We start from the raw sequence: 21416 nt of genomic DNA, 5'->3' as shown, positions 1-21416 counted from the left end.
GACACTCACAAGCACAACCTCCGTGCGAACTGGTCCCGGCGCCCCTGAAACCGCCGTGAAACCGCCGTGAACCCGGCCGCCCGCACTCTCTTGGGCATGACGACTTCCCGATCCCCCCGGGCCATCACGGCGACCGGACTGCGCAAGGCGTACGGCGAGCAGGTGGTGCTCGGCGGCATCGATCTGGACATCGCCGAGGGCACGGTCTTCTCGCTGCTCGGGCCCAACGGCGCCGGCAAGACCACCATGGTCCAGATCCTGTCCACGCTGATCGGCGCCGACGGCGGTGAGATCCGCGTCGCCGGGCACGATCCGGCCAAGGACCCCGACGCGGTGCGGTCCGCGATCGGGGTGACCGGGCAGTTCTCGGCGGTGGACCATCTGCTCACCGGCGAGGAGAACCTGCTCCTGATGGCCGACCTGAACTACCTGGGCCGGCGCGAGGGGCGGCGGCGCGCCGCCGAGTTGCTGGAGCGGTTCGACCTGGTCGACGCGGCCAAGAGGACGCCCGCCACCTACTCGGGCGGGATGCAGCGGCGGCTCGACATCGCGATGACCCTGGTCGGGCGGCCGCGCATCATCTTCCTCGACGAGCCGACCACCGGCCTCGACCCGCGCAGCCGGCACACCATGTGGCAGATCGTCCGGGACCTGGTGGCGGACGGGGTCACGGTGTTCCTGACCACGCAGTACCTGGACGAGGCCGATCAGCTCGCCGACCGCATCGCGGTGCTCAACGGCGGCAAGCTGGTCGCGGAGGGGACCGCGGAAGAGCTCAAGCGGCGGATTCCCGGGGGGCATGTCCGGCTGCGGTTCGCCGTGCCCGGCGATCTCGAACGGGCCGCCCGCGCCTTCGGCGAGGTCTCGCGCGACAACGAAGCGCTCACCCTCCAGGTGCCGAGCGACGGCAGCGTACGGGAGCTGAGGTCCCTGCTCGACTGGCTGGACGCCGAGTCGATCGAGGCCGAGGAGCTGTCCGTACACACCCCCGACCTCGACGACGTCTTCTTCGCCCTCACCGAGAAGCCCGGCAACCCGACCGACCCGACCACCACCGCACAGAAGGTGAACGCGTGATGAGCAGCACCATGTCCCGTCCCCTGTCCCGTCCCGCGTCCCGTCCCCTGTCCCGTCCGCTGAGCGATTCCATGACGATGCTGCGGCGCAACCTCCGGCACGCGCTGCGCTACCCCGCCATGTCGATCTCCGTCCTCGCGATGCCGGTCGTCATGCTGCTGCTGTTCGTGTACGTCTTCGGTGGCGCGCTGGGCACCGGTGTCGGCCCGATGGGCGGGGCGGGCGGCGATACGGACTACATCGACTACGCCGCCCCCGGGATCATCCTGATGGCGGCGACCTCCGGATCGCTGGCGATGGCGGTGGCCATCTCCGTCGACATGACCGCGGGCATCATCAACCGGTTCCGCACGATGGCGATCTCGCGGTCGTCGGTGCTGATCGGACACGTCGTCGGCTGTGTGCTCCAGACGCTGATCACCATCGCGCTGGTCATCGGGCTCGCGCTGGCCATGGGGTTCCGGCCGAACGCCACCGCCGTCGAATGGCTGGCCGTGCTCGGCCTCCTGGCGCTGGTCACCGTTGCGCTCACCTGGCTCGCGGCGGCCATGGGGATGGCGTGCAAGAGCCCCGAGACCGCGAGCAACGCGCCTATGCCGCTGCAGTTCCTGCCGTTCCTCGGCAGCGCGATCGTCCCCACGGACTCGATGCCGACCGCGCTGCGCTGGTTCGCCGAGTACCAGCCCTACACCCCGATCATCGAGACGCTGCGGGGGCTGCTGATGGGCACGGAGATCGGCAACAGCGGCGTCATCGCGGTGGCCTGGTGCGTGGGACTCACCCTGCTCGGCTTCCTGTGGGCGCGGGCGTTGTTCAAGCGGGAGCCCCGGCGTTAGCGGGCCCGCCGTACTCCCGTGGCGCAGGCGTCAGGGGCTCGATCGCCGTCAGGGCCGTGGCCAGCAGTTCTTCCCGCCTCAGGGCGGCGTACGAGGACACCGCGTCCTCGTACGCCGGCCTGTCGGCCTGTACGGCCGCGTGGCGGGCGCGGGCGGAGGCCATGGTCGGCTGGAAGCCGCGCAGGAAGCGGAACCGCTCCGCCAGGGCGATCAGCCGGGCGCCGGCCGTACGGGCCGCCGCGTCCCCGGTGCGCTCCGCGCGGTCGAGTTCCACCATGGCCAGGGCCAGCAGCAGCGCACCGCACACCGGGAGGTCCATCAGATAGGCCGGGGGCTTCTCGACGGGGTGGCTGAGCATTGTCCACAGCTTGTGGGGAAGTTCGCCGACGGCATTCGCGATCAGGTCGAGCCGGCCGTGGTGAGCATGAGCGACCACGGCGACGGCTTCGATCTCCAGGGTCCAGGGCTCCAGACCGGGCGGATCGGTGCGGTAGAACGCGCGCTCGCCGCCGTCCGACGCCCCGACGGCCCGCCGCCACTCGCGGCAGCCGGCCTCGCCCTCACCGCGCGCGAGCAGCAGCTCCGCCCGCATGCCGAGGCCGAAGGCGACCGCGCCGACCGTCTCCGCCTCCTCCTGCTGTTCGGGCGTCGTCAGCGGCAGCCATCGCTCCGCCTCGTCGACGGCGCCGAGTTGCAGATTGGCGAGGACCAGGGCCGCCTTGATGCCGGTGATGTCCCCCCACGACATGCCCCCCTCCATCAGCCGCAGCGCCGCGACCAGATGGCGCCGGCCCTGCTCGCCCCGTTCGGCCTGCAGGGACAGTTCGCTGATCCGGGTGCGGGCCAGGACCTCGACCCAGTCGGCGCCCCGGCCCCGGAACGCGTCCAGCATCCCCTCGGCCGCCCGGATCGCGCCGTCCACGTCGCCCTGCCGCTCCAGGACATAGCTCGCGAGGGAGTTGGCGACGACCGCCTGCAGCGGTTCGTCGCTGTCGCAGAGCGCGCGCAGCGGGACGGGATCCGGCCCCAGCACCTCGGGCGCGGCGGCCATCACGGTCGCGATGGCCCGGACGAGGGTGTCGGGCGGGGCGGGTGGCAGCCGGCGCAGGGTGACCAGCGGGCGGCCGGCGCGCAGCCCGACGACGGTGAAGGTGTTCGCGGTGAACAGCGCCGCGGCGGTCCGGGTCACCTCGACGAGCGCGGGGTCGGACCCCCGCTCGGGCCGGTAGTGCGACAGCAGCCGGCTGCTCTGCTCGGCCAGTGCGGCGACGCGCGTGTAGTTGCCCTCGACCGTCCACAAGGACGCGAGTACGGCGGACGTCGCCGCGACCGCCGGGCCGTCGCCGCGGGCCAGCCCGTACCGCAGGGCGTGGACGAGGTTGTCCTGCTCGGCCCGGATCCGGTCGAGGGGCGCGAAGAAGTCGCGTTCATGGGGCGAGTCGTGGTGCGCCACACCGAAGTCGCGGGCCCACGCGAGGAAACGGCCGATCACGCGGTCCGTCTCCCCGGCCGCCTCCCGGTGGGCGGTGCTGAACTCCCGTACGGTCTCCAGCATCCGGAAACGCGCCCCCGACGGGGTGTCGGCGACCTTGAGCAGCGACTGGTCGGCCAGGTCCGCGAGCGCCCCGAGGGCGTCGTCCTCCTCGCCCTCGTCTCCGAGGAGGTGGCACGCGGCGTCCGCCGTGAATCCGCCCGGGAAGACGGACAGCGCCCGCAGCGCCGCCTGTCCGGCCGGATCCAGCAGGTTCCAGCTCCAGTCGACGACGGCGTGCAGCGTACGGTGGCGGCTGGGCGCGTCCCGCGCGCCGCCGCGCAGCAGGGTGAACCGGTCCTCCAGGCGGCGGGCGATCTCCGCGACCGACATGACCCGGACCCGCGCGGCCGCCAGCTCCACCGCGAGCGGCAGCCCGTCCAGGTGGCGGCACAGCTCCTCGACGGCGTCGGCGGGCAGATCGGCGCCGGGCCGTACCGCCCGCGCCCGCTGCTCGAACAGCTCGACCGTCGTCGCCCGGCTCAGCTCAGGCAGCAGATACACGGCCTCGGAGGACAGGCCGAGCGGCGCCCGGCTCGTGGTGAGCACCCGCAAGTCCTGTGTCATGGACACCAGGTGGTGCACCAGCTCGGCTGCGCCGCGGATGACGTGCTCGCAGTTGTCCAGCACCAGCAGCACCGGCCCGGAACCGAGGGCGGCCAGGATGCCGCTGAGGACGTCCGTCGGCAGGCCCAGATGGCCGACCGCGCCGGGCGGGGCCTCGCCGACGCCGAGCGCCGACGCGACCTCCCTGACCACGTCCTCGTCGGAGGTGACGCCCGCGAGCCCGACGAAGTACACGGCGCGCCGCTCGGCCCGGCGGCTCACGGCGTGCGCCAGCCGCGTCTTGCCCAGGCCGCCGGGGCCGACGACCGAGGCGACCCGGGAGGCGTGCAGCAGCTCCGCCACCGCGGCGATGTCCTCGTCGCGGCCGAGCAGGCGATTGGGCTCGTACGGGACGCCGTGCCGCACCACCGGCGCCTCGCCGCGCAGCAGTTCCTCATGGACGGCCTGGAGCGCCGGGCCGGGGTCGGTGCCGAGCTCGTCGCGCAGCGCACGGCGGTAGGTGTCGTACCTGGCCAGCGCCGCGGACGGGCCGAGCGTGGCCGCCTCGCAGCGCAACAGCTCCAGCAGCACCTCCTCGTCCCGCGGCCGCTCGCGGGCCAGGCCGTCCAGCGGCTCGGCCGCCTCGGCCCGGCGGCCGAGCCGGGACAGGGCCAGCGCGCGGGCGCGCGCCAGCGTCCGGTACGTCGCGGCCCGCTCCGCGCGCAGGGCCGCCACCGGGTCCTCGGCCGCGCCGCCCCGCACCGCGCCGTCGGCCTCGCCGCCCGGGTCGCCCTCCCACAGCGCGAGGCCGGCCTCGGCGTGCGCGAGCGCCGCGGCGTGGTCGCCGGCGCGCGCGTGCCGGGCGCTCGCGGCCGCGCTGAGCAGGACGGCGGAGCTGTCGACCTGATCCTCGGGCAGGGCGAGGCGGTAGCCGGTAGGGGTGCTGGCGATCACATCGGCGCCCAGCTGGGAGCGGGCGCGGGAGACCAGGATCTGGAGCGCCTTGGTCGGGTTCTCCGGCCGGTCCTCCGGCCAGAGCCCGTCCACCAGCCGCGCGGTGCCGCAGCCGGTACGCGGCTCACCCGCGAGAAGCGCGAGCAGGCCGCGCAGCCGGGGCCCGGTTATCTCGCGGCCGCGGCACGAGACCCGCGACAGCAGGGTCAGCTCGGTGGTCACCGGGTCAGATTAGCCAGTCGGCGGATGGGCCGGTCAGCGAGTTGCCGCTGCCGTACGGTCGCCGCCGTACGGTCGTCGCCGCCGTACGGTCAGGGCTCGACCGGCTCCAGCCCCTTCGTCTCGGCGGTCGCCGCGCGCAGGGCGGGCGCCGCCCGTTCGAAGTAGCGGCGCAGCACCCGCAGTTCGTCGTCGCCGAAGCCGTCGAAGACCTCGGCCATACGGCGGCGGGCCGGGCCGAACGCCTTCTCGTCCGCCTCCTCCGGCACGGGCACGGCGGCCACCACGACCCGCCGCCGGTCCACCGGGTCCGGCCCGCGGCTGACCCAGCCCGCCCGCTCCAGCCGGTCGACGAGGCGGGTGGTGGCGCTCTGCGACAGTCCGATCCGCTCGGCCAGCACGCCGGTGGTGAGCGGGCCCGCGAGCTCCAGCGCGTTCAGGGCGTACAGGTCGGTGGGGTTCTGCCCCAGGGCGTCGGCGGCCGCCTGTCCGTGCAGTACGACGGCGGTGAGATAGCTCCGGTAGACGCCCGCCAACTCCCCGAGCATCGGTCCGCGTTCCTGGTTTCGTTGCCGGTCGGCCATGGTGTCGCGCCCCTCTTCCGTCATGTCGTCCCACGCCCCCTTGCCAACTCCATGCGTGCCTGCATATATTGCATGCACGCACGCAAGTTTACCAGCATCGGAGGAACACCCATGACCACCGCCACCACCGAAGACATCGCGACCACCGACACGGCTGCCGTCCGCGCCCTCTTCGAGGCCAACAGCCGGGCCTGGGGCGACACCGAGGCGTTCGCCGACACCTTCACCGAGGACGCCGACTACGTGACCTTCTTCGGCGGCCGCATGACCGGCCGGAACGGCATCGCCGACGGACACCGTGGCCTCTTCGAGGGCGTACTGAAGGACTCCCGGCTGTACGCCGAGATCGACACCCTGGCCTTCCTCGGCCCCGACACCGCCCTGATCCACTCGCGCGGCGCCGTCCTCAAGGGCAAGCGGACCAGCCCCTCCGCGCGGGCCATGTCGGTGCAGACGTATGTGATGACGCGCGGCGCCGACGGGCACTGGCTGATCCGCGCCTTCCAGAACACCCGCCACCGCCCCCGCGTCGAGGCGTTCACCAACTGGCTCGCCGACCGGTTCGGCCCCGGCGGGAAATGAGACCGCCCTACGGGGCCGGAGCGCTCAGAACCCGCGCCCGCCGACCGCCGTACGCCCCACCACAGCGCCCAGCTTGCGCAGCCGCCGCCAGTCCATGGGCGGCTTCACCGCCGGGACGCCGGGCCGGGCCCGGGGGACCCGTACCCGCAGCGCGCCGGGCGCGATGCGGCAGCGCACCGGGACCGACACCATCAGCGCCTCGCCGTCCACGCCGACCTCGATCTCCTCGCGGTCGGCGTCCACCAGCACCTCCTGGGCGGTCCGCACCGTCAGGCCCGCGGCCTTCCGGCCGCGCAGCAGCCCGGCGGCCTGGGCGGCGTTGTCGACCTTGACGCCGAGGACACCGAGCCTGCCGGAGTTCAGCAGCTCGCGGCGGCCGAGCCCGGCCGCGTCGCCGGTGCGGTACGGGTTGTTGCTGACCAGCAGGGCCTGGGGAGCGGGGATCTTGACCCCGTCGGCCTGCGCGATCATGCGGGGGCCGCGCTGGCGGGTCAGCAGGTCGGGCAGCAGCTCCAGGGTGGTGCGCACCTTGTCGTCGCGGTAGGCGGGGCTCTGGACGACCGCCGCGTACGCGCCGAAGGACGCGTTGTTGACGAAGGGATGCTCGTTCGCGTAGCCGAGGTCGACGCGGAGTTCCACGCCGTCGGTGAGCGCGTCCAGGCAGGTCGACGGGTCCTCGCGGTCCAGGCCGAGGTCCAGCGCGAAGTGGTTGCGGGTGCCCGCGGAGATCACCAGGAAGGGGAGTCCGCGCTCCACCGCGACGGCGGCGACCAGCGCCTGCGTACCGTCGCCGCCCGCCACGCCCAGCAGATCGGCGCCCGCGTCCGCCGCCTCCCGGGCCAGGGCGGCCACGTCCTGCGGATGGTCGGGGTCGAGCAACACCACCCGCGCGCCCATCCGTTCGGCCTTCTCCTTCAGCCCGAACCGCCCCACCTTTCCGCCCCCGGAGCGCGGGTTCATGATCAGGAAGGGGTTCCGCGGCGCGGGGGTCTCGTACTCCGGCACCGGTACGGCGCCATAACCGGTGCTGCGGATCGCGGCCCGCCCCGCCCAGACCGCCACCCCCCACAGCCCCAGGGCGACCATGACCACCCACAGCAGGTTCCGCGCGTCGTAGAACCCGATCACGGTCAGCGGCGCCGCCACCGCCAGAGCGGCCGCCGCGATCCGGATCATGCCGCGGCGGGTCAGCACCCACCAGACGGAGGCCGCGGTCACCGCCATGCCGCCGAGACCGACCACCAACAGGATCAGGCTGGCGGTCCCGGCGAAGATCATCGGCAGCAGTACGCCCAGCGCGGCGGCGCCCAGGGACAGCCGTGCCGACCAGCGCTGCGCGGCGTGGGCCCCCTCGTCGGGATCCAGCACCATCGGCCGTCCCCGGCCCGGCATACCACTCAACGGCGTTCTCGATCCTCTTGAGGCTTTGACGCTCTGGGCACCTTCGGCACGTTCGACAGCGCGTCATGTTAGGCCGTACGGCGGGCCGTTCGTGCCCACCCGCGCCAAGCGCATGTCCGCGTCACCCTGGAGGACGGGCAGTCGGTGGGATGTGGTTCACCGAACCGGGCCCATCACCTGGTCCGATTACCGCCAGACAGCGCCCGGACCGGCGGCGAAGAATGGCCGCGTGCTCGATTTCCACATCTGTTACCGGGCCATGGCCAGCCGCGACGCGCGGTTCGACGGCGCCTTCTACGTGGCAGTCACCTCGACCGGCGTCTACTGCCGCCCGGTGTGCGGCTCGCGCACCCCGAAGCGGGAGAACGTCCGGTTCTTCCGGGTCGGGGCGGCGGCGGAGGCGGCGGGATTCCGGGCGTGCCGACGGTGCCGCCCCGAGGCCGGACCCTCGTCGCCGGAGTGGAACGTCCGGGGCGACCTGGTGGCCCGTGCGCTGCGGCTCATCGCGAGCGGCGCCGTCGACGAGGCGGGCGTGGCCGGGGTGGCGCGGCAGCTCGCGGTGAGCGAGCGCCATCTGCACCGGCAGCTGGTCGCGGAGGTGGGCGTGGGACCGCTCGCCCTGGCGCTGAACCGCCGCGCCCAGACCGCGCGGCTGCTCATCGAGGCAGGCGCCCTGCCCCTGACGGATGTGGCGCTGGCCGCCGGATACTCCAGCATCCGGCAGTTCAACGACGGCGTCCGCACCGCGTTCGGCCGCTCGCCGAGCGAACTGCGCAAAGGCGGCGGAGCCCGGACGCCGCACGACGGCCGGCGGGCCCAGCGGTCCGGGCCGCTGGCGCTACGGCTGCGATACCGGCCCCCGCTGAACGGCACGGCGCTGGTGACGTGGCTACGCAACCGTGCGGTCCCGGGCGTGGAGGAGGTCGACGGCGACCGTTACCGCCGTACGCTGCGCCTGCCTCGGGGCTCGGGGGTCGCCGAGCTGGATCTGAACAGCGCCACCTCCGGCGGCCGCGAGCCGGTCCCCGAGGTGCGGCTGCGGCTGTCCCTGGACGACCTCCGCGACATCACGGCCGCCGTACGGCGCTGCCGTGACCTGCTCGACCTGGACGCCGACCCTGCCGCCGTGGCAGACGCCCTGGGCCCGGACCCGCTGCTCGGCCCCCTGGACCGGGCCACGCCCGGCCTGCGGGTGCCGGGCTGCGCGGAGGGGTTCGAGCTCGCCGTACGTGTCGTCGTCGAGCAGTACGCCCCGCGGGACGAGGCCCGTCGGCTGTGCGGGCGGCTGGCTGCCGGCTACGGCGAGCCGGTCGGTCCGGCGGCGGAGGCTGACCCGGGCGGGGAGGCCGGCCCGGCGGCGGAGGCTGACCCGGGCGGGGAGGCCGGCCCGGCGGCGGGGGCCGGATCGGCGGCGGGGGCCGGATCGGCGGCGGGGGCCGGATCGGGACAGGCGGCACGCCCTGGCCGGGAGGGCGGACCGGGCCGGAAGACGCGATCGCCCCGGGCCGACTCGGTTCATGACCGGGGCGCCCCGGCCCCGGCGGCGGGACCCACCCGGCTGTTCCCCTCCGCCGCCGCGCTCGCTGCCGCCGACCTCACCGCGCTCGGCCTCGGCGACCAACCGGCCGCCGCCGTACGGGCCCTGGCCCGCGCCGTGGACGGCGGGACGCTGCGGCTGGGCCGGGACGCGGACCGGGAGGAGGCCACGGCCCGGCTGCTCGCCCTGCCCGGGATCGCCCCCTGGGCCGTCCAGCGCATCGCGGCGCATGCGCTGGGAGACCCCGACGCCTTCTCCCCCGAGGACCCGGGGCTCCGCCGCGTGGCCGGCCGCACGGCCCCCGCGGAGCTGGCCCGGCGCGCCCGTGGCTGGCGGCCGTGGCGCTCGTACGCGGCCATGCACCTGTGGTCCGCGCCGCAAGACCACACCCCCTGACCACGCCGCCCCACCATCTCACCACCTGGCCGCCACCTCACCACCTGGCCGCCCTGCCCACTCGGCGCCCGACGCACGCGACGCCCGGGTGCGGGCTCCCCATGCCTCACACCAACCAGCAGAACGGGACACGACCATGTACGCCGCGACGGTGCCGACCCCGCTCGGCCCCTTCACCCTGGTGACCGCCCCGGAGGGCATCCTCGCCGCGGGGTTCACCGAGGACTCCGCCGTCCTCCTCGCCGAGCTCCCCCGGCCGCTGCGGAAGCAGCGACCGGCCCCGGGCGGCGCGGCGGTGGAGCCGTACGCCTCCGCCGTGACGGCCTATTTCGACGGCGAGTTGACGGCGCTCGACGCGCTCCCCGCCGTCCAGTCCGGCAGTGACTTCCGGCTCGCGGCCTGGCGGGAAATGCGCCGGGTGAGGCCCGGAGCCACCGTCAGCTACCAGGAGCTGGCAGCCCGCGCGGGAAGCCCCGCCGCCGCGCGGGCGGCGGGAGCCGCCTGCGCGTACAACCTGGTGCCCCTGGTCGTGCCCTGCCACCGCGTATGCCGGTCGGACGGCACCCTGGGCAACTACTACTACGGCCTGGACGCCAAGCGATGGCTGCTCGCCCACGAGAGCGGAAGCGGTGTCCGGTGAGGGCGTACGCGCAGGTCCTGGTGCGGCCGGGCGGGTTCGGCCGGCTGTGGCTGGGCACCACCGTGTCGCTGCTGGGCGACGGAATGACTTTCCTTGCCCTGGCGTGGCTGGTGCTGGATGAGGGCGGCACCGGCCGGCTCGGGCTGCTGGGCGTCTGCTTCACCGCGCCCGTCGTGGTCGGCGGGCCGGCGGTGGGGCTGCTGCTGGACCGGGTCGACAAGCGGACGCTGCTGATCGCGGACAGCGTGTTCCGGGCGGTGTGCGTGGCGTCGGTGCCGCTCACGGCCGCCTTCGGCGGCATGCCGACCGCCCTGCCGTTCGTCGTGGCGGTGGTCTACGGGCTGCTCAAGATGGTTCCGCTGGCGGGTTTCCCCGCGGCGATACCGCAACTCGTCGACGACGAGAACCTGGACACCGCGAACGCACTGGAGTCGCTGGCGTTCAGCGTCTCGACCGTCGTCGGCCCGGCCCTGGCCGGTGTCCTGGTCGGCGCGATCGGCGCGGCCGACGTGCTGCTCGTCGACGCCGCCTCGTACCTCGTCCTCGCGGCCCTGGCCGCGACCGTACGGCAGCCACTGTCTCCGCCCGCGCGCACCGGGAACCCGGCGCGGGCGAAGCCGTCCCTGAGGAGCGTGGCCGGTGACCGGGTCGTCGTGGCCACGACGGCGGCTTTCATGCTCTTCAACATCGCCGAGGGGATGCTGCTGGTGGTCGGCCCGTGGCTGGCCAGGCACCAGCTGGGCGGCGGGGCCTCGACCCTCGGTGCGCTGACCGCCGCGCTGGCGGCCGGGGAAGTGGTGGGCGCGGCGCTCGCCGGGCGCGGGCGGCCCGGACGGGCTTCGCCGCGGCTGATCGGGCTGTGCCAGGCTGCCGCCGGACCGGCCTTCCTGGCTGTACTGGGGGCGCCCAGCGCCCTGGTGGTCGGCGCCGGGTACTTCGCGGTGGGCGCGCTGAGCGCGCCCATGACCGTATGGGCCCAGTCGATGCGGATGCGCCGTATCCCGCCCGCGCTGCACGGCCGGGCCTTCACCGCGCTGCGTACGCTCATGCAGGGCACGCCGCCGCTCGGCTCCGTGCTCGCCGCCCCGCTCCTGGCGCGCGGCGAGCTGACCGCGGCCGCGGTGATCATGGCGGGGGTGGCCGGTCTGCCCGGGCTGTGGCTGATGCTGGCCGTAGACACTCAAGAAGCCTGAGCCACCAGGCCATTCACCCGGCGGGCCCGACCGTACGGGCGACGAGATCGCGCCAGCCCGCCTCCAGCCGCTCCAGCGTCATACCGCGCTGCCGGATCAGATGGTGGATGAGCGCGGGCTCCAGGTAGCCCATCAGCGTCTCCGCCAGCAGCTCCACATCGCCCTCGGCCCGCGCCTCGCGCAGCAGCATGGTGATGTGGGTGAGCCGGACCTGGCGCGGGGCCACGGCCAGGCGGCGGCCGGCGGGCGGATCCCCGGCCAGGTAGAGGTCGAGATACGCGAACATGTGCCGGAGGGTGGTCACCCCGAACGCCGCCAGCCGCTCCGGGGCCGGGGCGCCGGGCCCCAGCGGGGGCGGGCCGGTGAGAAACGCCTGCTGGTAGGCCTGCTCGGAGTGGTCGAGCAGGGCCTGGAGCAGACCGGTGCGGTCGCCGAAGCGCCGGAAGACCGTCCCCTTGCCGACCGACGCGGCGCAGGCGACCGCCTCCATGGTCAGCTTCTCCACCCCCTGCTCGGCCACCAGCCGCACAGCCGCCTCCAGCAGTCGGGCCCGGTTGCGTACGGCGTCGGCCCGCATCGGGGGCGCCTGGCCGGCCATGGGCAGCAGCGGCCGCCCGGCCACGTCCGCGGATACCGGTACGGATGCCGCGGCGGGAGGGGGAGGGGGCTGGGCCGGCGCTGACGAGTTCATGATGGGCCATCGTAGCGGACCGCGGTCCGTTTAGGCTAAAGTGGACCGCGGTCCGATTATCTGGTACAACCTTCAACTAATGAGGTCCGCACCGCGGGCGCCTATCGATCTTGGAGAACTCATGTCTGTTCGCATCCTCGCCCTGGTCGGCAGCCTCCGTGCCGGCTCGACCAACCGCCAGCTCGCCGAGACCGCCGTGAAGCTCGCCCCCGAGGGCGTCGAGATCACGATCTTCGAGGGTCTGGCCGAGACCCCCTTCTACAACGAGGACATCGACGTCGAGGGGTCCGTCCCCGCGGCGGGGGCGAAGCTGCGCGCCGCGGCCGGCGAGGCCGACGCCCTCCTGTTCTTCTCGCCCGAGTACAACGGCACCATGCCGGGCGTCCTGAAGAACGCGATCGACTGGCTGTCCCGCCCGTACGGCGCCGGTGCCATCTCCGGCAAGCCGGTGGCCGTCGTCGGCACCGCCTTCGGCCAGTACGGCGGCGTGTGGGCGCACGACGACGCCCGTAAGTCCGTGGGCATCGCCGGCGGCACCGTTGTCGAGGACGTCAAGCTCTCCATCCCGGGCTCCCTGACCCGCTTCGCCGAGCAGCACCCGTCGGACGACGCCGAGGTCACCGAGCAGCTGACCCACGTGCTCGCCCGCCTGACGAAGGAAGCCGCGGCCGCGAAGGCCTGAGCCCCGACTCGCCTCAGCGGGCCCCGTCGACCGAACACGGTCGGCGGGGCCCGCTCGCCTTACGGGGCCGTTACGCTGCCGCCGAGACAACGATGCCGCCGCATCCAACCAGCGGGAGCACCCGTGGAATTCATCCACCACACCGACGGCGAAGCCCTGAGCTGTGCCTCCTTCGAGCCCACCGAGCCCACCGAGCCCACCGAGCCCGCCTCGTCCGCCTCGTCCGCCTCGTCCGCCGGCACCGCCCGCGCCGGCGTGGTGATCATGCACGGGGCCGGAATCGGCAGCAAGGAGCGGAGTATCCCGCTCGCCCGCGACTTCGCCGCGGCGGGCCACCCCTCCCTCGCGTTCGACTTCTCCGGACACGGGGACAGCTCCGGAAAGCCGGCGGAGCTGAGCCTGGAGCGGAGGTTCCGTCAGGCGCTCGGCGTCATCGAGGCGTTCGCCCCCGACGGCGGCCCGCTGGCGCTGGTCGGCTTCAGCATGAGCGGCCAGACCGTCGCCGATCTGACCTCGCACCTCGGCGGCCGGGTCGAGGCGATCTGCCTGTGCGCACCGGCGGCGTACGGACCCGAGGCGTGGCCGGTGCCGTTCGGGGACGGCTTCACCGAGCTGATCCGCCGGCCCGGGAGCTGGCGCCCCAGCACGGTCTTCGACGCGCTCGGCGCCTTCACCGGCCGCTCCGTCCTGGTCGTACCCGAGCGCGACGAGGTCATCCCGCCCGAGGTCACGGCCGGGATCGAGCAGGCACTCCGGACGAAATCCCGGTTCTCCAAGGTGGTCCTGGACGGCGCCGACCACCAGCTCGGCCGCTGGCTCTCGGACCACCCCGAACACCGCGCCCGCCTCGTGGATCTGTGCACCCGGCCGCACGACCCGGACCACACCGACCTCGCGCGGACCTGAGCCCCAAGGACCTCGACACCGACCCCGGTCAGAGGCGTTGACGCCACGGGCGTAGTGTCCGAGCCTCGACATCAGCAGGACGAGGGGGGCGTGGCCATCCATGGCGACGGACGATGCCGTACGCGGCTGCACGGGTGTGCTGGTCATCGGCACGCGTGGCCCCGCGGGCCCCGGAGAGGTCCTGGTACGGATCAGAGGCGGCTCCGAAACCTTCCTCGCCTGGTCCGACGAGCCCTTGCCCAAGGGGGCGTCCGTGCTCGTGATCGACTGCCGCGGCACGCGCCAGGTCGATGTCGTCGAGTGGGCTGATCCGTTGAACGCGTTGGCCGGCGGGGCCGGCAACGCCGGCTGAGGAGACGAAAATGTTCGGTTACCGCGTTCCCGCCCCCGACGAGGCGATGCTCATATCCGGTGGCAGGCGAGGCCAGGGGGGTGCGCCGTTCCGTGTGGTGACCGGGCACGGCAAGTTCGTACTCCCGGTCTTCCGCAAGACCCGGTTCCTCACGCTGGCGATGTGCGAGGCGGAGGTCGCCGAGAAGTGTGTCACCAAGCAGGGCATCGTGCTGACGGTCCGTGCCGTGATCGCCTTCAAGGTCGGCAATGACACCGAGAGCATCGTCAACGCGGGTCAGCGATTCCTCTCCGACCAGGACCAGATGTCCGTACTGACCGGCCGGATCTTCGCCGGGCATCTGCGCGCCATCATCGGCTCGATGACCGTCGAGGAGATCATCACCGAGCGGCAGAAACTCGCCACCGAGGTCCTGGACACCTCCAAGACCGAGATGGCGAAGATCGGTCTGATCGTGGACTCGCTGCAGATCCAGTCCATCGACGACGGCGACACCGGCTACATCGCGGCGATGTCGGCCCCGCACAAGGCCGCCATCCAGCGCCAGGCCCAGATCGCCCAGGCCCAGGCCGCACAGGCCGCGGCCGAGGCGGAGCAGGCCGCCGCCCGGAAGCAGGCCGAATACGCCCGGCAGACCGCCGTGGTCCAGGCCGAGTACTCGGCGGAGGTGGACCGCGTCCAGGCCGAGTCCGCGCAGGCCGGACCGCTGGCGGAGGCCCACGCACAGCAAGAGGTGCTCGCCGCCCGGACCGAACTGGCCCAGCGCGCCGCCGACCTGCGCCAGCAGCAGCTCGTAGCCGAGATCGTCAAGCCCGCCGAAGCCGAGGCCGAGCGGATCCGGGTGCTGGCGCTGGCCGAGGCGGAGCGGATGCGCATCCAGGCCGAGGCCGCGGCCTCGCACGGCCGGGTCGCGCTGGACCGCATGCTCATCGACCAACTGCCGCAGATCGTCAAGGAGGCCGCCTCCGGGCTCTCCGGAGCCAATGTCAACGTCCTCAACGGCGCCGACGGACTGGGCGAGATCGCGGCGGGCCTGGTCGGGCAGGGCCTGACGATCCTGGACTCGGTACGGCGCAACCTGGGTTCGCCCGACGGCGGTGCGGAGAAGAGTGACGGGACCGGGGGCGGCAGGGTCGAGATCCGCTGAGGGGCGGCGGCTGGACGGCTACGTGTCGTCCGGCCGCCGTACGTCAGCACATCTGGTAGTCCCGCCGGTCCGGGAACGTCACCCGGTTGAGGTTGCACCGGTGCGGCGCGGCCCCCGCACATCGCGCATGCTCCCTCAGCGCCACGCTGACCAGGCACAGCAGCACATCCGCGTCCCGCTCGTTGTCCAGGTGCACGGTCACCCACTGCGAGTCCGGCACCAGCCGGATCGCCGTCGACCGTCCCAGGTGGACGGCCAGGTGCCGGATGGCCGGTTCGGTAAGGTGCAGGTCAGCGTCGCGGTCGGAGTGGAAGTGCACGATCTCGCACTCCGCCGTCCGCACCGCCCGGCCCATGCCACAACAGGCCGGGCCCACGTCGAGGTCCGGCCAGTCCCGCAATCGCTCCATGGCCCGATGCGCCACGCTCACGGATACATCCTCCCCCGGTTTCCCGGGGGCTCACCCTCGCGTTGCCCGACCGTAACCATCCGATATGACAAGCCGATTGGGCTCGTGCGGCCGAGAGCACACTGCACATGACCAGCAAGCGCGCGTTTCGGAGTTGAAGCAATAAGTGACACCAGCGGGGCGACCCGGACAGCGCTCCGCGGAGGACGAGGGTTGTGACGCCGCGACCTCCTTGCTACTCTGCAGTAGCAAGGAGCGTTGGAAAAACAAACTTACGTGACCTCGCTGAAAGAGGAGGCGATCGCCATGCGCGACGCCGTCATCGTCGAAGCCGTCCGCACCCCCATAGCCAAGGGCAAGCCCGGCGGCGCGCTCGCCGGGGTGCATCCGGTGGAGCTGCTGGCACATACGCTGGGCGCCCTCGTCGAGCGGAGCGGGGTGGACCCGGCCCTGGTCGACGACGTCATCGGCGGCTGCGTCGACCAGGTGGGCGAGCAGGCCATGAACCTCACCCGGTACGCATGGCTCTCCGCCGGTTTCCCCGATACGGTCCCGGCGACCACCGTGGACCGGCAGTGCGGGTCCTCGCAGCAGGCCGTGCACTTCGCCGCGCAAGGGGTGATCTCCGGAGCGTATGACCTGGTGGTGGCCTGTGGGGTGGAGTCCATGAGCCGGGTGCCCATGTGGTCGAACGTGCCGGAGGGCGTCGATCCGTTCGGGCCGGGGATCGCGGCCCGCTACCCCGAGGGCCTGGTCCCCCAGGGGATCAGCGCCGAACTGATCGCCGCCAAGTGGTCCCTGACGCGCGACCAGATGGACGAGTTCGCCACCGCGTCCCACCAGAAGGCGGCCCGCGCGACCGCCGAGGGCCGGTTCGCCGCCGAGCTCGCGCCCCTGACGGCTGACGGGCGCACGGTGGACACGGACGAGTCCATCCGGCCCGCCACCACGCCCGAGGTCCTGGCCGGGCTACGGCCGGCCTTCGCCGACCCCGGGTTCGCCGAGCGGTTTCCGCAGATCCAGTGGTCGGTGACGGCGGGCAACAGCAGCCCGGTCAACGACGGCGCCGCCGCGCTCCTCATCACCACCAGCGAAACCGCGGCCCGCCTCGGCCTCCGCCCCAAGGCCCGGCTCCACAGCTTCGCCGTCACCGGCTCGGATCCCCTGCTGATGCTCACCGGCGTCATCCCGGCCACGGAGAAGGTGCTGCGCCGCGCCGGGCTCGACCTCGCGGACATCGACCTGTTCGAGGTCAACGAGGCATTCGCGAGCGTGGTCCTGGCCTGGCAGCAGGAAACGGGCGCGGATCCGGAGAAGGTCAACGTCAACGGCGGCGCCATCGCCCTCGGCCACCCCCTCGGCGCCAGCGGCGCCCGGCTGATGACCACCCTGGTCGGCGCCATGCGCGGGCGCGGCGCGCGGTACGCACTGCAGACCATGTGCGAGGCGGGCGGGCTCGCGAACGCGACGGTGCTGGAAGCCATCGGGTAGGTCGTTGTAGGTCGTTCGGTCGGGGGCTCGCCCGCTGTGCTGTGCTCCCCGTGTCGTTTCCGGTCTTGCTCGCCGTCGGTTTCCCCCAGCGTGAGTTGCTGGGGGCGTCGTCCGGGGGGCCTTCGTCACGCCTGGCGGGACGCCCCGTCCGGCCATACGACGTCCACGGGCACCCCTGCCTCACGCGCCTCGTACACCACGTCCGCCGTGCCGCCGCCCTTGCCGGTCGGCGGCTGCCCGTTCCACACGGCCACAAGACGATCCGCCCGCTCCAGCAGTACGGCGTTCGCCGCTTCGTACGCCTCGCGGTTCGCCGTGGCATGCGGCATCACCAGCACCTCGTCCGCCGCGTCCATGAGCCGGTCGAACGTCGCGGCGTGGTCCGGCTTCACCTTCGCCTCCCGGTAGTCCCGCGACGGAACCACCACGACCAGCCGCCCACCCACGGCCAGGACCGCATCCGCGAACAGGCTGTCGCTGCCTCGCGCGATGCACGACACGCCGACGAGGGTGGAGGGGTCGTACGCGGCGAGCACCCTGGCCAGTTCCCCACGCACCAGCGGCACCGAGTCCTCGGTGATGTCCATGTGTCCGGTCACGGCGATCGTCGTCATCGTCGTATCCACCTCGTCATGCGGTCAGCAGGTTACGGATGCTACAGCGAACATCGGCCACGGCCCGGGGCGCGCCGTCCGTGGCTTCACCGCCGCGGGCGTGCGATCAGCCGGATGTCAGGGCCTGATCGCGCGACGTCCAGCAACTCGCACCGCAAGATGTCTTCCATGGTCTCGATGGTGCCGCCCTGGAGCGCGCTCTTACCGCGGCCGAGGAGCGCGGGAGCGATATAGGCGATGACGCGGTCGACCAATCCTGCCGAGACGAAGGAAGCGGCAAGCGTGGGCCCGCCTTCGAGGAACATCCCGCGCACGCCACGGGAGGACAACTCGCGCAGCAGCGCGTCGAGATCCAGGCCCTCCTTCGCCCTTGGAAGCCGGACGACGGTCGCGACCCCGTCCAGGTGCGTGGCCTCCGCGTCCTCGGCCACGGCGATGATCGTGGGCGCGGCGTCGTCGAGCACACGGGCGCCTGCGGGCGTACGCGCGTTGCTGTCGACGATGACCCGCCACGGCTGCTTGTCGATCGGTACGGCTACCTTCAGCTTGGGGTCGTCCACCGCCGAACGCACGGCGAGGTGCGGATTGTCGGCCTGCTGCGTGCCGGAGCCCACCACAGTGGCCTGGCAGGCCGCGCGCAGGGAATGGACCTCGGCCCGGGACTCTGCGCTGGTGATCCACTGGCTGGTGGAATCCGCTGCGGCGATCCGTCCGTCCAGCGTGGCCGCGTACTTGTAGACGACGTAGGGGCGGCCCTCGACGGTGGTCCATTCATCGGCGCCGACCAACTCTCTGATGTTCATGGGTCGCTTTCCAATGCTTGGCCTCATGCTCAGTCCCGGTCAGCGCCCTCGGGCCAGATCACGCGAGTACGGACACCAGTACGCTCGGCGTAGGCCACAACGTCGGCCGTACCGCCGTACCCGCGGGCCGGCTGCCCGTCCCATACGGCAATCAGCTCATCCACTACGCCCACCAGGATCTCGCTACCGGCCATGTGTGCCTCGGAGTCCGATGCCACCATCCCCGTGCGATGGACTTCCGCCGCTTGGCGCAGAAGCTCGTCATAGGACTGGTGGTGCTCCCCGGGCAGGCCGTCCCGGTACTGCTCTGCGGGTACGACAACCTCCAGCATTCCCCCAGCCTCCAGGACCATTTCGGCGAACCAGGCGTCAGGGCCGTCGGCGATGCACGAGACACCGACCAGCGCTTCCGGAGAGTGCCGCTTCACCTCCTCGCGCAAGGCCTCACGGACCAGTTGCTCCGTCTCGGCCGACAGCCCGCGGTGGCCAGTGATCCCCAGTCGCATATGTCGCTCTCCTTCCCAGAGTGAACGGCCCGCAGATGAGAAGGGTTTCGCCTCATACTCTTGCAGTGACGAGCCGGACTGAGAGGGGCACGGCCATGCCATCTGACGCTACCCCGAACCCGCTGGACCACCCGCTGGTCTTCGGCCAGCGGATGCAAGTCCTCCGCACCCGCCGGGGCATGAGTCGTACCGTCCTCGCCGGTCACCTCGACAAGTCCCCGAGCTGGGTGAAGCAGGTGGAGAACGGCGATCTCCACACTCCCGGACTTCCGATGATTTTGCGCATCGCCGAGGCTCTACGCGCCCGCAACCTCGCTGAGCTCACTGGCGACCAGGCCATGCCCATCGACCTCTTCATCGGCCCCGGTCACGCCAAGCTGCCTGCGGTGCGCGCCGCGATTGACGCGTACCCCATCGCCGACGATCGCGAAGCGCCCTCGGCCGCGCATCTGAGTGCACGCCTCGAACGCGCTTGGTCAGCCCGCCACTCCGCACGCAACCACCGCGATGTGATCGGCGGTCTCCTGCCGAATCTCATCCGGGATGCACAGCTCGCCGTACGCCAGGCCGACCGTGCCCCCGAACGGCGAGCGGCTCAAGCGGTGCTGTCCGAGGTCTACTCCCTCAGCCAGTTCTTCATCGCGTACCAGCCGGACTCCGCCCTGCTGTGGCGCGTGGCCGAACGCGGCATGGTTGCTGCCCAGGAGAGCGAGGACCCGCACGCCATCGGCGTGGCCGCCTGGCTCACCGCCCAGGCCCACCGCGACAGCGGCCCCACCCACTTCGACGCAGCCGACGCCGTGACTCTGGAGACCCTGCGCTACCTCAAGCCGCTACTGCCGGACGCACCGGACGACGTGCGCGCCATCGCGGGCGCGCTGCAGTTCGAGGCCGGATACACCGCCGCACGCCGCGGAAATACCGGTACCGCGTGGAGCTACTGGGACACCGCAAGCAAGGTGGCCAAGCGGCTGCCTGCCGACTACTACCACCCCGTGACGTCGTTCTCCCAGGCCATCATGGGTGCGCACGCGGTCACGGTCGCCGTCGAGCTGCATGCGGGCCGGGAGTCCGTACGGCAGGTCGCAAAGGCCGACGCCGAGACAATCCCTTCACGACCTCGGCTGGCCCGGCACCGGATCGAGGAGGCTCGGGGCTACTAACTTGACGGGCAGCCGGAGACGGCGCTGGCAACGTTGGACAAGGCGTACGAGGCCGCGCCAGAGACGATTCGCTACAACGGCTACGCGCGCCGCATCGTCTTGGAAGAGACGGAGGCGAAGTCTCCGGAGCGTCGCCGCCGCGCGGCCGACCTAGCCGTGAAGATCGGAGTATTGGCCCCCTGAACCCGCGTTCGAGGGGCAGAATCTCTGCCCCTTCCCCGCTCCCTGCGCTCTTACGGTCGGTAATCACCTGATCACCGATGATGTCGGGGGCTCCCTTGGAGACGACGAACACCGACCCAGTCCTGCCCTGGACACCGCCGAGCGGCCGTAGCGCGCAGTTGCAGCCCGCCGGCCGATCGTGGGACGTCGTGCGCGTCCCACGTTTCATCGGCAAACCGGCCCTGGAATCCCTCGGCGGAGCCACGGGCGCGGTCATCGAGAATCCGATCGACGGGGTGCTGTACTGGCTGATCGAGCCGGGCGCCGCCGCTGCATGGGACTTGAGCCTGCTGCCATCCGTCCAGGTGTGGGGAGCGACCGCCTACATCGAGGTGCCACCGGTGGCCCGCACGACCGGGCCTGGCGTCCACTGGCGCGTACCGCTCCGGTACGGCCGGCATCTCACCGACCCGACAGCTCTCCTCGCCGCGCTGAAGATCGCCACGAGCGCGGCGCTCGGCCCACGTGAAGGGGCCTCCCGGTGACCGAGTGCTGCTATCGCTGCGACAAGCCCACCCGCGAACCGATCACCGTGCTGCGCGGGTCGGCCTCCGGGCCCGGCTGTCTGCGCCACCTGTGCCCGGAGTGCAACCGCCGACGGCCGCACCCCGACGCCGACCTCTACACGGTGCTGGTCACCCTGCAGCGCGAGAGGCAGACGAGGTGACCGTCCCCGTCGGCACCCGGCACATGTCCCCGTACTGCGCGCTGTACACCGCCGAGCCCGACACCACACCCGCCGAGATCCACGCTTTCTGCACCGGCCCGGGCGAAGTCCGGCTGAAGCCGGTACCGCCCGCCACGCGCGGAGCGCTCATCATGACCGTCCCCTGCGACTGCGACTGCCACAAGGCGAACGCCACCTAGACCGGTGGGGCGCGCGGCGGCCCCCCCCCCCCGCCCCCCCCCCGCCCCCGTGCAGGCCCCTGGGCGG

General features: G+C 72.6%; 22 protein-coding genes and 1 pseudogene. 15 read left to right on the top strand and 8 right to left on the bottom strand.

The window, feature by feature from the left end; all coding sequences use genetic code 11:
• Window positions 1-96 precede the first annotated feature (96 nt).
• Together ACFV2X_RS29315 and ACFV2X_RS29310 are read left to right on the top strand one after the other, a co-directional pair.
• On the top strand, window positions 97-1077 hold the full coding sequence (locus ACFV2X_RS29315) for an ATP-binding cassette domain-containing protein (protein WP_385622004.1): 981 nt from the start codon (window positions 97-99) through the stop codon (window positions 1075-1077).
• On the top strand, window positions 1077-1913 hold the full coding sequence (locus ACFV2X_RS29310) for an ABC transporter permease (protein WP_385622002.1): 837 nt from the start codon (window positions 1077-1079) through the stop codon (window positions 1911-1913). Before ACFV2X_RS29315 ends, ACFV2X_RS29310 begins: the two co-directional genes overlap by 1 nt.
• Here ACFV2X_RS29310 and ACFV2X_RS29305 read toward each other — a convergent pair.
• Window positions 1891-5166: an ATP-binding protein gene (locus ACFV2X_RS29305; RefSeq protein WP_385621999.1), complete on the bottom strand. Its 3276-nt coding sequence runs from the start codon at window positions 5164-5166 to the stop codon at window positions 1891-1893. The two genes, ACFV2X_RS29310 and ACFV2X_RS29305, sit on opposite strands and share 23 nt — an antisense overlap.
• An 89-nt stretch (window positions 5167-5255) precedes the next feature.
• Entirely contained in the window at window positions 5256-5771 is a 516-nt protein-coding gene (locus ACFV2X_RS29300; protein WP_385621996.1) for a MarR family winged helix-turn-helix transcriptional regulator, read from the bottom strand.
• A gap of 87 nt (window positions 5772-5858) precedes the next feature.
• Between ACFV2X_RS29300 and ACFV2X_RS29295 the strand changes: the two genes are divergently transcribed.
• Window positions 5859-6329: an SgcJ/EcaC family oxidoreductase gene (locus tag ACFV2X_RS29295; RefSeq protein ID WP_385621993.1), complete on the top strand. Its 471-nt coding sequence runs from the start codon at window positions 5859-5861 to the stop codon at window positions 6327-6329.
• Between the two features lie 24 nt (window positions 6330-6353).
• Here ACFV2X_RS29295 and ACFV2X_RS29290 read toward each other — a convergent pair whose 3' ends face one another.
• Window positions 6354-7700, bottom strand: a complete 1347-nt coding sequence (locus ACFV2X_RS29290) for a diacylglycerol/lipid kinase family protein (RefSeq protein WP_385621991.1) — start codon at window positions 7698-7700, stop codon at window positions 6354-6356.
• 259 nt (window positions 7701-7959) lie between these two features.
• On the opposite strand from ACFV2X_RS29290, the gene ACFV2X_RS29285 reads away from it, so the two are divergent.
• The 3 genes from ACFV2X_RS29285 to ACFV2X_RS29275 all read left to right on the top strand — a co-directional run bounded on the left by ACFV2X_RS29285 (window position 7960) and on the right by ACFV2X_RS29275 (window position 11496).
• Window positions 7960-9663, top strand: coding sequence for an AlkA N-terminal domain-containing protein (locus ACFV2X_RS29285; RefSeq protein WP_385621989.1), 1704 nt, complete (start codon window positions 7960-7962; stop codon window positions 9661-9663).
• Between the two features lie 136 nt (window positions 9664-9799).
• A complete protein-coding gene (locus tag ACFV2X_RS29280; RefSeq protein ID WP_385621987.1) occupies window positions 9800-10303 on the top strand; it encodes a methylated-DNA--[protein]-cysteine S-methyltransferase in 504 nt (167 codons plus the stop codon).
• Window positions 10300-11496 (top strand): MFS transporter, encoded by a 1197-nt coding sequence (locus ACFV2X_RS29275; RefSeq protein ID WP_385621984.1) that lies wholly within the window; start codon window positions 10300-10302, stop codon window positions 11494-11496. Before ACFV2X_RS29280 ends, ACFV2X_RS29275 begins: the two co-directional genes overlap by 4 nt.
• A 13-nt stretch (window positions 11497-11509) precedes the next feature.
• On the opposite strand, the gene ACFV2X_RS29270 is transcribed toward ACFV2X_RS29275, so the two are convergent.
• Window positions 11510-12187: a TetR/AcrR family transcriptional regulator gene (locus tag ACFV2X_RS29270; protein ID WP_385621981.1), complete on the bottom strand. Its 678-nt coding sequence runs from the start codon at window positions 12185-12187 to the stop codon at window positions 11510-11512.
• Between the two features lie 121 nt (window positions 12188-12308).
• Between ACFV2X_RS29270 and ACFV2X_RS29265 the strand changes: the two genes are divergently transcribed.
• The 4 genes from ACFV2X_RS29265 to ACFV2X_RS29250 all read left to right on the top strand — a co-directional run bounded on the left by ACFV2X_RS29265 (window position 12309) and on the right by ACFV2X_RS29250 (window position 15274).
• Complete coding sequence (locus ACFV2X_RS29265; protein WP_385621979.1) at window positions 12309-12869, top strand: NAD(P)H-dependent oxidoreductase; 561 nt, start codon at window positions 12309-12311, stop codon at window positions 12867-12869.
• Window positions 12870-12992: 123 nt separating this feature from the next.
• Window positions 12993-13775: an alpha/beta hydrolase gene (locus tag ACFV2X_RS29260; RefSeq protein ID WP_385621978.1), complete on the top strand. Its 783-nt coding sequence runs from the start codon at window positions 12993-12995 to the stop codon at window positions 13773-13775.
• Between the two features lie 100 nt (window positions 13776-13875).
• Window positions 13876-14127, top strand: coding sequence for a hypothetical protein (locus ACFV2X_RS29255; RefSeq protein WP_385621976.1), 252 nt, complete (start codon window positions 13876-13878; stop codon window positions 14125-14127).
• 10 nt (window positions 14128-14137) lie between these two features.
• Window positions 14138-15274 carry a flotillin family protein gene (locus tag ACFV2X_RS29250; RefSeq protein ID WP_385621975.1) on the top strand — a complete coding sequence of 379 codons (1137 nt, stop codon included), beginning with the start codon at window positions 14138-14140 and terminating at the stop codon, window positions 15272-15274.
• 43 nt (window positions 15275-15317) lie between these two features.
• Here ACFV2X_RS29250 and ACFV2X_RS29245 read toward each other — a convergent pair whose 3' ends face one another.
• Window positions 15318-15704, bottom strand: a complete 387-nt coding sequence (locus ACFV2X_RS29245) for a luciferase family protein (RefSeq protein ID WP_385621972.1) — start codon at window positions 15702-15704, stop codon at window positions 15318-15320.
• Between the two features lie 285 nt (window positions 15705-15989).
• Between ACFV2X_RS29245 and ACFV2X_RS29240 the strand changes: the two genes are divergently transcribed.
• A complete protein-coding gene (locus tag ACFV2X_RS29240) occupies window positions 15990-17174 on the top strand; it encodes a thiolase family protein (protein WP_385622201.1) in 1185 nt (394 codons plus the stop codon).
• A 125-nt stretch (window positions 17175-17299) separates the two neighbouring features.
• Here the strand turns inward: ACFV2X_RS29240 and ACFV2X_RS29235 are convergent, their stop codons facing one another.
• From ACFV2X_RS29235 to ACFV2X_RS29225, 3 genes are all read right to left on the bottom strand, one after another.
• A complete protein-coding gene (locus ACFV2X_RS29235; protein WP_385621970.1) occupies window positions 17300-17788 on the bottom strand; it encodes a hypothetical protein in 489 nt (162 codons plus the stop codon).
• 86 nt (window positions 17789-17874) lie between these two features.
• The gene (ribD, locus tag ACFV2X_RS29230) at window positions 17875-18591 is read right to left on the bottom strand and encodes a bifunctional diaminohydroxyphosphoribosylaminopyrimidine deaminase/5-amino-6-(5-phosphoribosylamino)uracil reductase RibD (protein ID WP_385621968.1); all 717 of its coding nucleotides are present in this window, start codon (window positions 18589-18591) and stop codon (window positions 17875-17877) included.
• 29 nt (window positions 18592-18620) lie between these two features.
• Window positions 18621-19097: a hypothetical protein gene (locus tag ACFV2X_RS29225; protein WP_385621966.1), complete on the bottom strand. Its 477-nt coding sequence runs from the start codon at window positions 19095-19097 to the stop codon at window positions 18621-18623.
• A gap of 95 nt (window positions 19098-19192) precedes the next feature.
• On the opposite strand from ACFV2X_RS29225, the pseudogene ACFV2X_RS29220 reads away from it, so the two are divergent.
• The 4 genes and pseudogenes from ACFV2X_RS29220 to ACFV2X_RS29205 all read left to right on the top strand — a co-directional run bounded on the left by ACFV2X_RS29220 (window position 19193) and on the right by ACFV2X_RS29205 (window position 21349).
• A pseudogene (locus ACFV2X_RS29220) lies at window positions 19193-20443 on the top strand (multiprotein-bridging factor 1 family protein).
• A gap of 188 nt (window positions 20444-20631) precedes the next feature.
• Entirely contained in the window at window positions 20632-20967 is a 336-nt protein-coding gene (locus tag ACFV2X_RS29215) for a hypothetical protein (protein ID WP_385621964.1), read from the top strand.
• A complete protein-coding gene (locus ACFV2X_RS29210) occupies window positions 20964-21149 on the top strand; it encodes a hypothetical protein (RefSeq protein ID WP_385621963.1) in 186 nt (61 codons plus the stop codon). The genes ACFV2X_RS29215 and ACFV2X_RS29210 overlap by 4 nt, the downstream gene beginning before the upstream one ends.
• Window positions 21146-21349: a hypothetical protein gene (locus ACFV2X_RS29205; RefSeq protein WP_385621961.1), complete on the top strand. Its 204-nt coding sequence runs from the start codon at window positions 21146-21148 to the stop codon at window positions 21347-21349. The genes ACFV2X_RS29210 and ACFV2X_RS29205 overlap by 4 nt, the downstream gene beginning before the upstream one ends.
• The last annotated feature ends 67 nt before the right edge of the window (window positions 21350-21416 follow it).

This window comes from Streptomyces sp. NPDC059679, assembly GCF_042734105.1.
Classification (GTDB): domain Bacteria; phylum Actinomycetota; class Actinomycetes; order Streptomycetales; family Streptomycetaceae; genus Streptomyces.
The sequence above is the reverse complement of the archived record's forward strand: the minus strand, read 5'-3'. Positions and strand labels throughout refer to the sequence as shown.

Excerpts from the sequence above, each read along its gene's own strand:
- ACFV2X_RS29315 (WP_385622004.1), top strand. The coding sequence starts at position 97 with ATGACGACTTCCCGATCCCCCCGGGCCATCACGGCGACCGGACTGCGC.
- ACFV2X_RS29310 (WP_385622002.1), top strand. The coding sequence starts at position 1,077 with ATGAGCAGCACCATGTCCCGTCCCCTGTCCCGTCCCGCGTCCCGTCCC.
- ACFV2X_RS29300 (WP_385621996.1), bottom strand. The coding sequence starts at position 5,771 with ATGACGGAAGAGGGGCGCGACACCATGGCCGACCGGCAACGAAACCAG.
- ACFV2X_RS29295 (WP_385621993.1), top strand. The coding sequence starts at position 5,859 with ATGACCACCGCCACCACCGAAGACATCGCGACCACCGACACGGCTGCC.
- ACFV2X_RS29290 (WP_385621991.1), bottom strand. The coding sequence starts at position 7,700 with ATGGTGCTGGATCCCGACGAGGGGGCCCACGCCGCGCAGCGCTGGTCG.
- ACFV2X_RS29280 (WP_385621987.1), top strand. The coding sequence starts at position 9,800 with ATGTACGCCGCGACGGTGCCGACCCCGCTCGGCCCCTTCACCCTGGTG.
- ACFV2X_RS29270 (WP_385621981.1), bottom strand. The coding sequence starts at position 12,187 with ATGAACTCGTCAGCGCCGGCCCAGCCCCCTCCCCCTCCCGCCGCGGCA.
- ACFV2X_RS29265 (WP_385621979.1), top strand. The coding sequence starts at position 12,309 with ATGTCTGTTCGCATCCTCGCCCTGGTCGGCAGCCTCCGTGCCGGCTCG.
- ACFV2X_RS29255 (WP_385621976.1), top strand. The coding sequence starts at position 13,876 with ATGGCGACGGACGATGCCGTACGCGGCTGCACGGGTGTGCTGGTCATC.
- ACFV2X_RS29250 (WP_385621975.1), top strand. The coding sequence starts at position 14,138 with ATGTTCGGTTACCGCGTTCCCGCCCCCGACGAGGCGATGCTCATATCC.
- ACFV2X_RS29240 (WP_385622201.1), top strand. The coding sequence starts at position 15,990 with ATGCGCGACGCCGTCATCGTCGAAGCCGTCCGCACCCCCATAGCCAAG.
- ACFV2X_RS29235 (WP_385621970.1), bottom strand. The coding sequence starts at position 17,788 with ATGACGACGATCGCCGTGACCGGACACATGGACATCACCGAGGACTCG.
- ribD (WP_385621968.1), bottom strand. The coding sequence starts at position 18,591 with ATGAACATCAGAGAGTTGGTCGGCGCCGATGAATGGACCACCGTCGAG.
- ACFV2X_RS29225 (WP_385621966.1), bottom strand. The coding sequence starts at position 19,097 with ATGCGACTGGGGATCACTGGCCACCGCGGGCTGTCGGCCGAGACGGAG.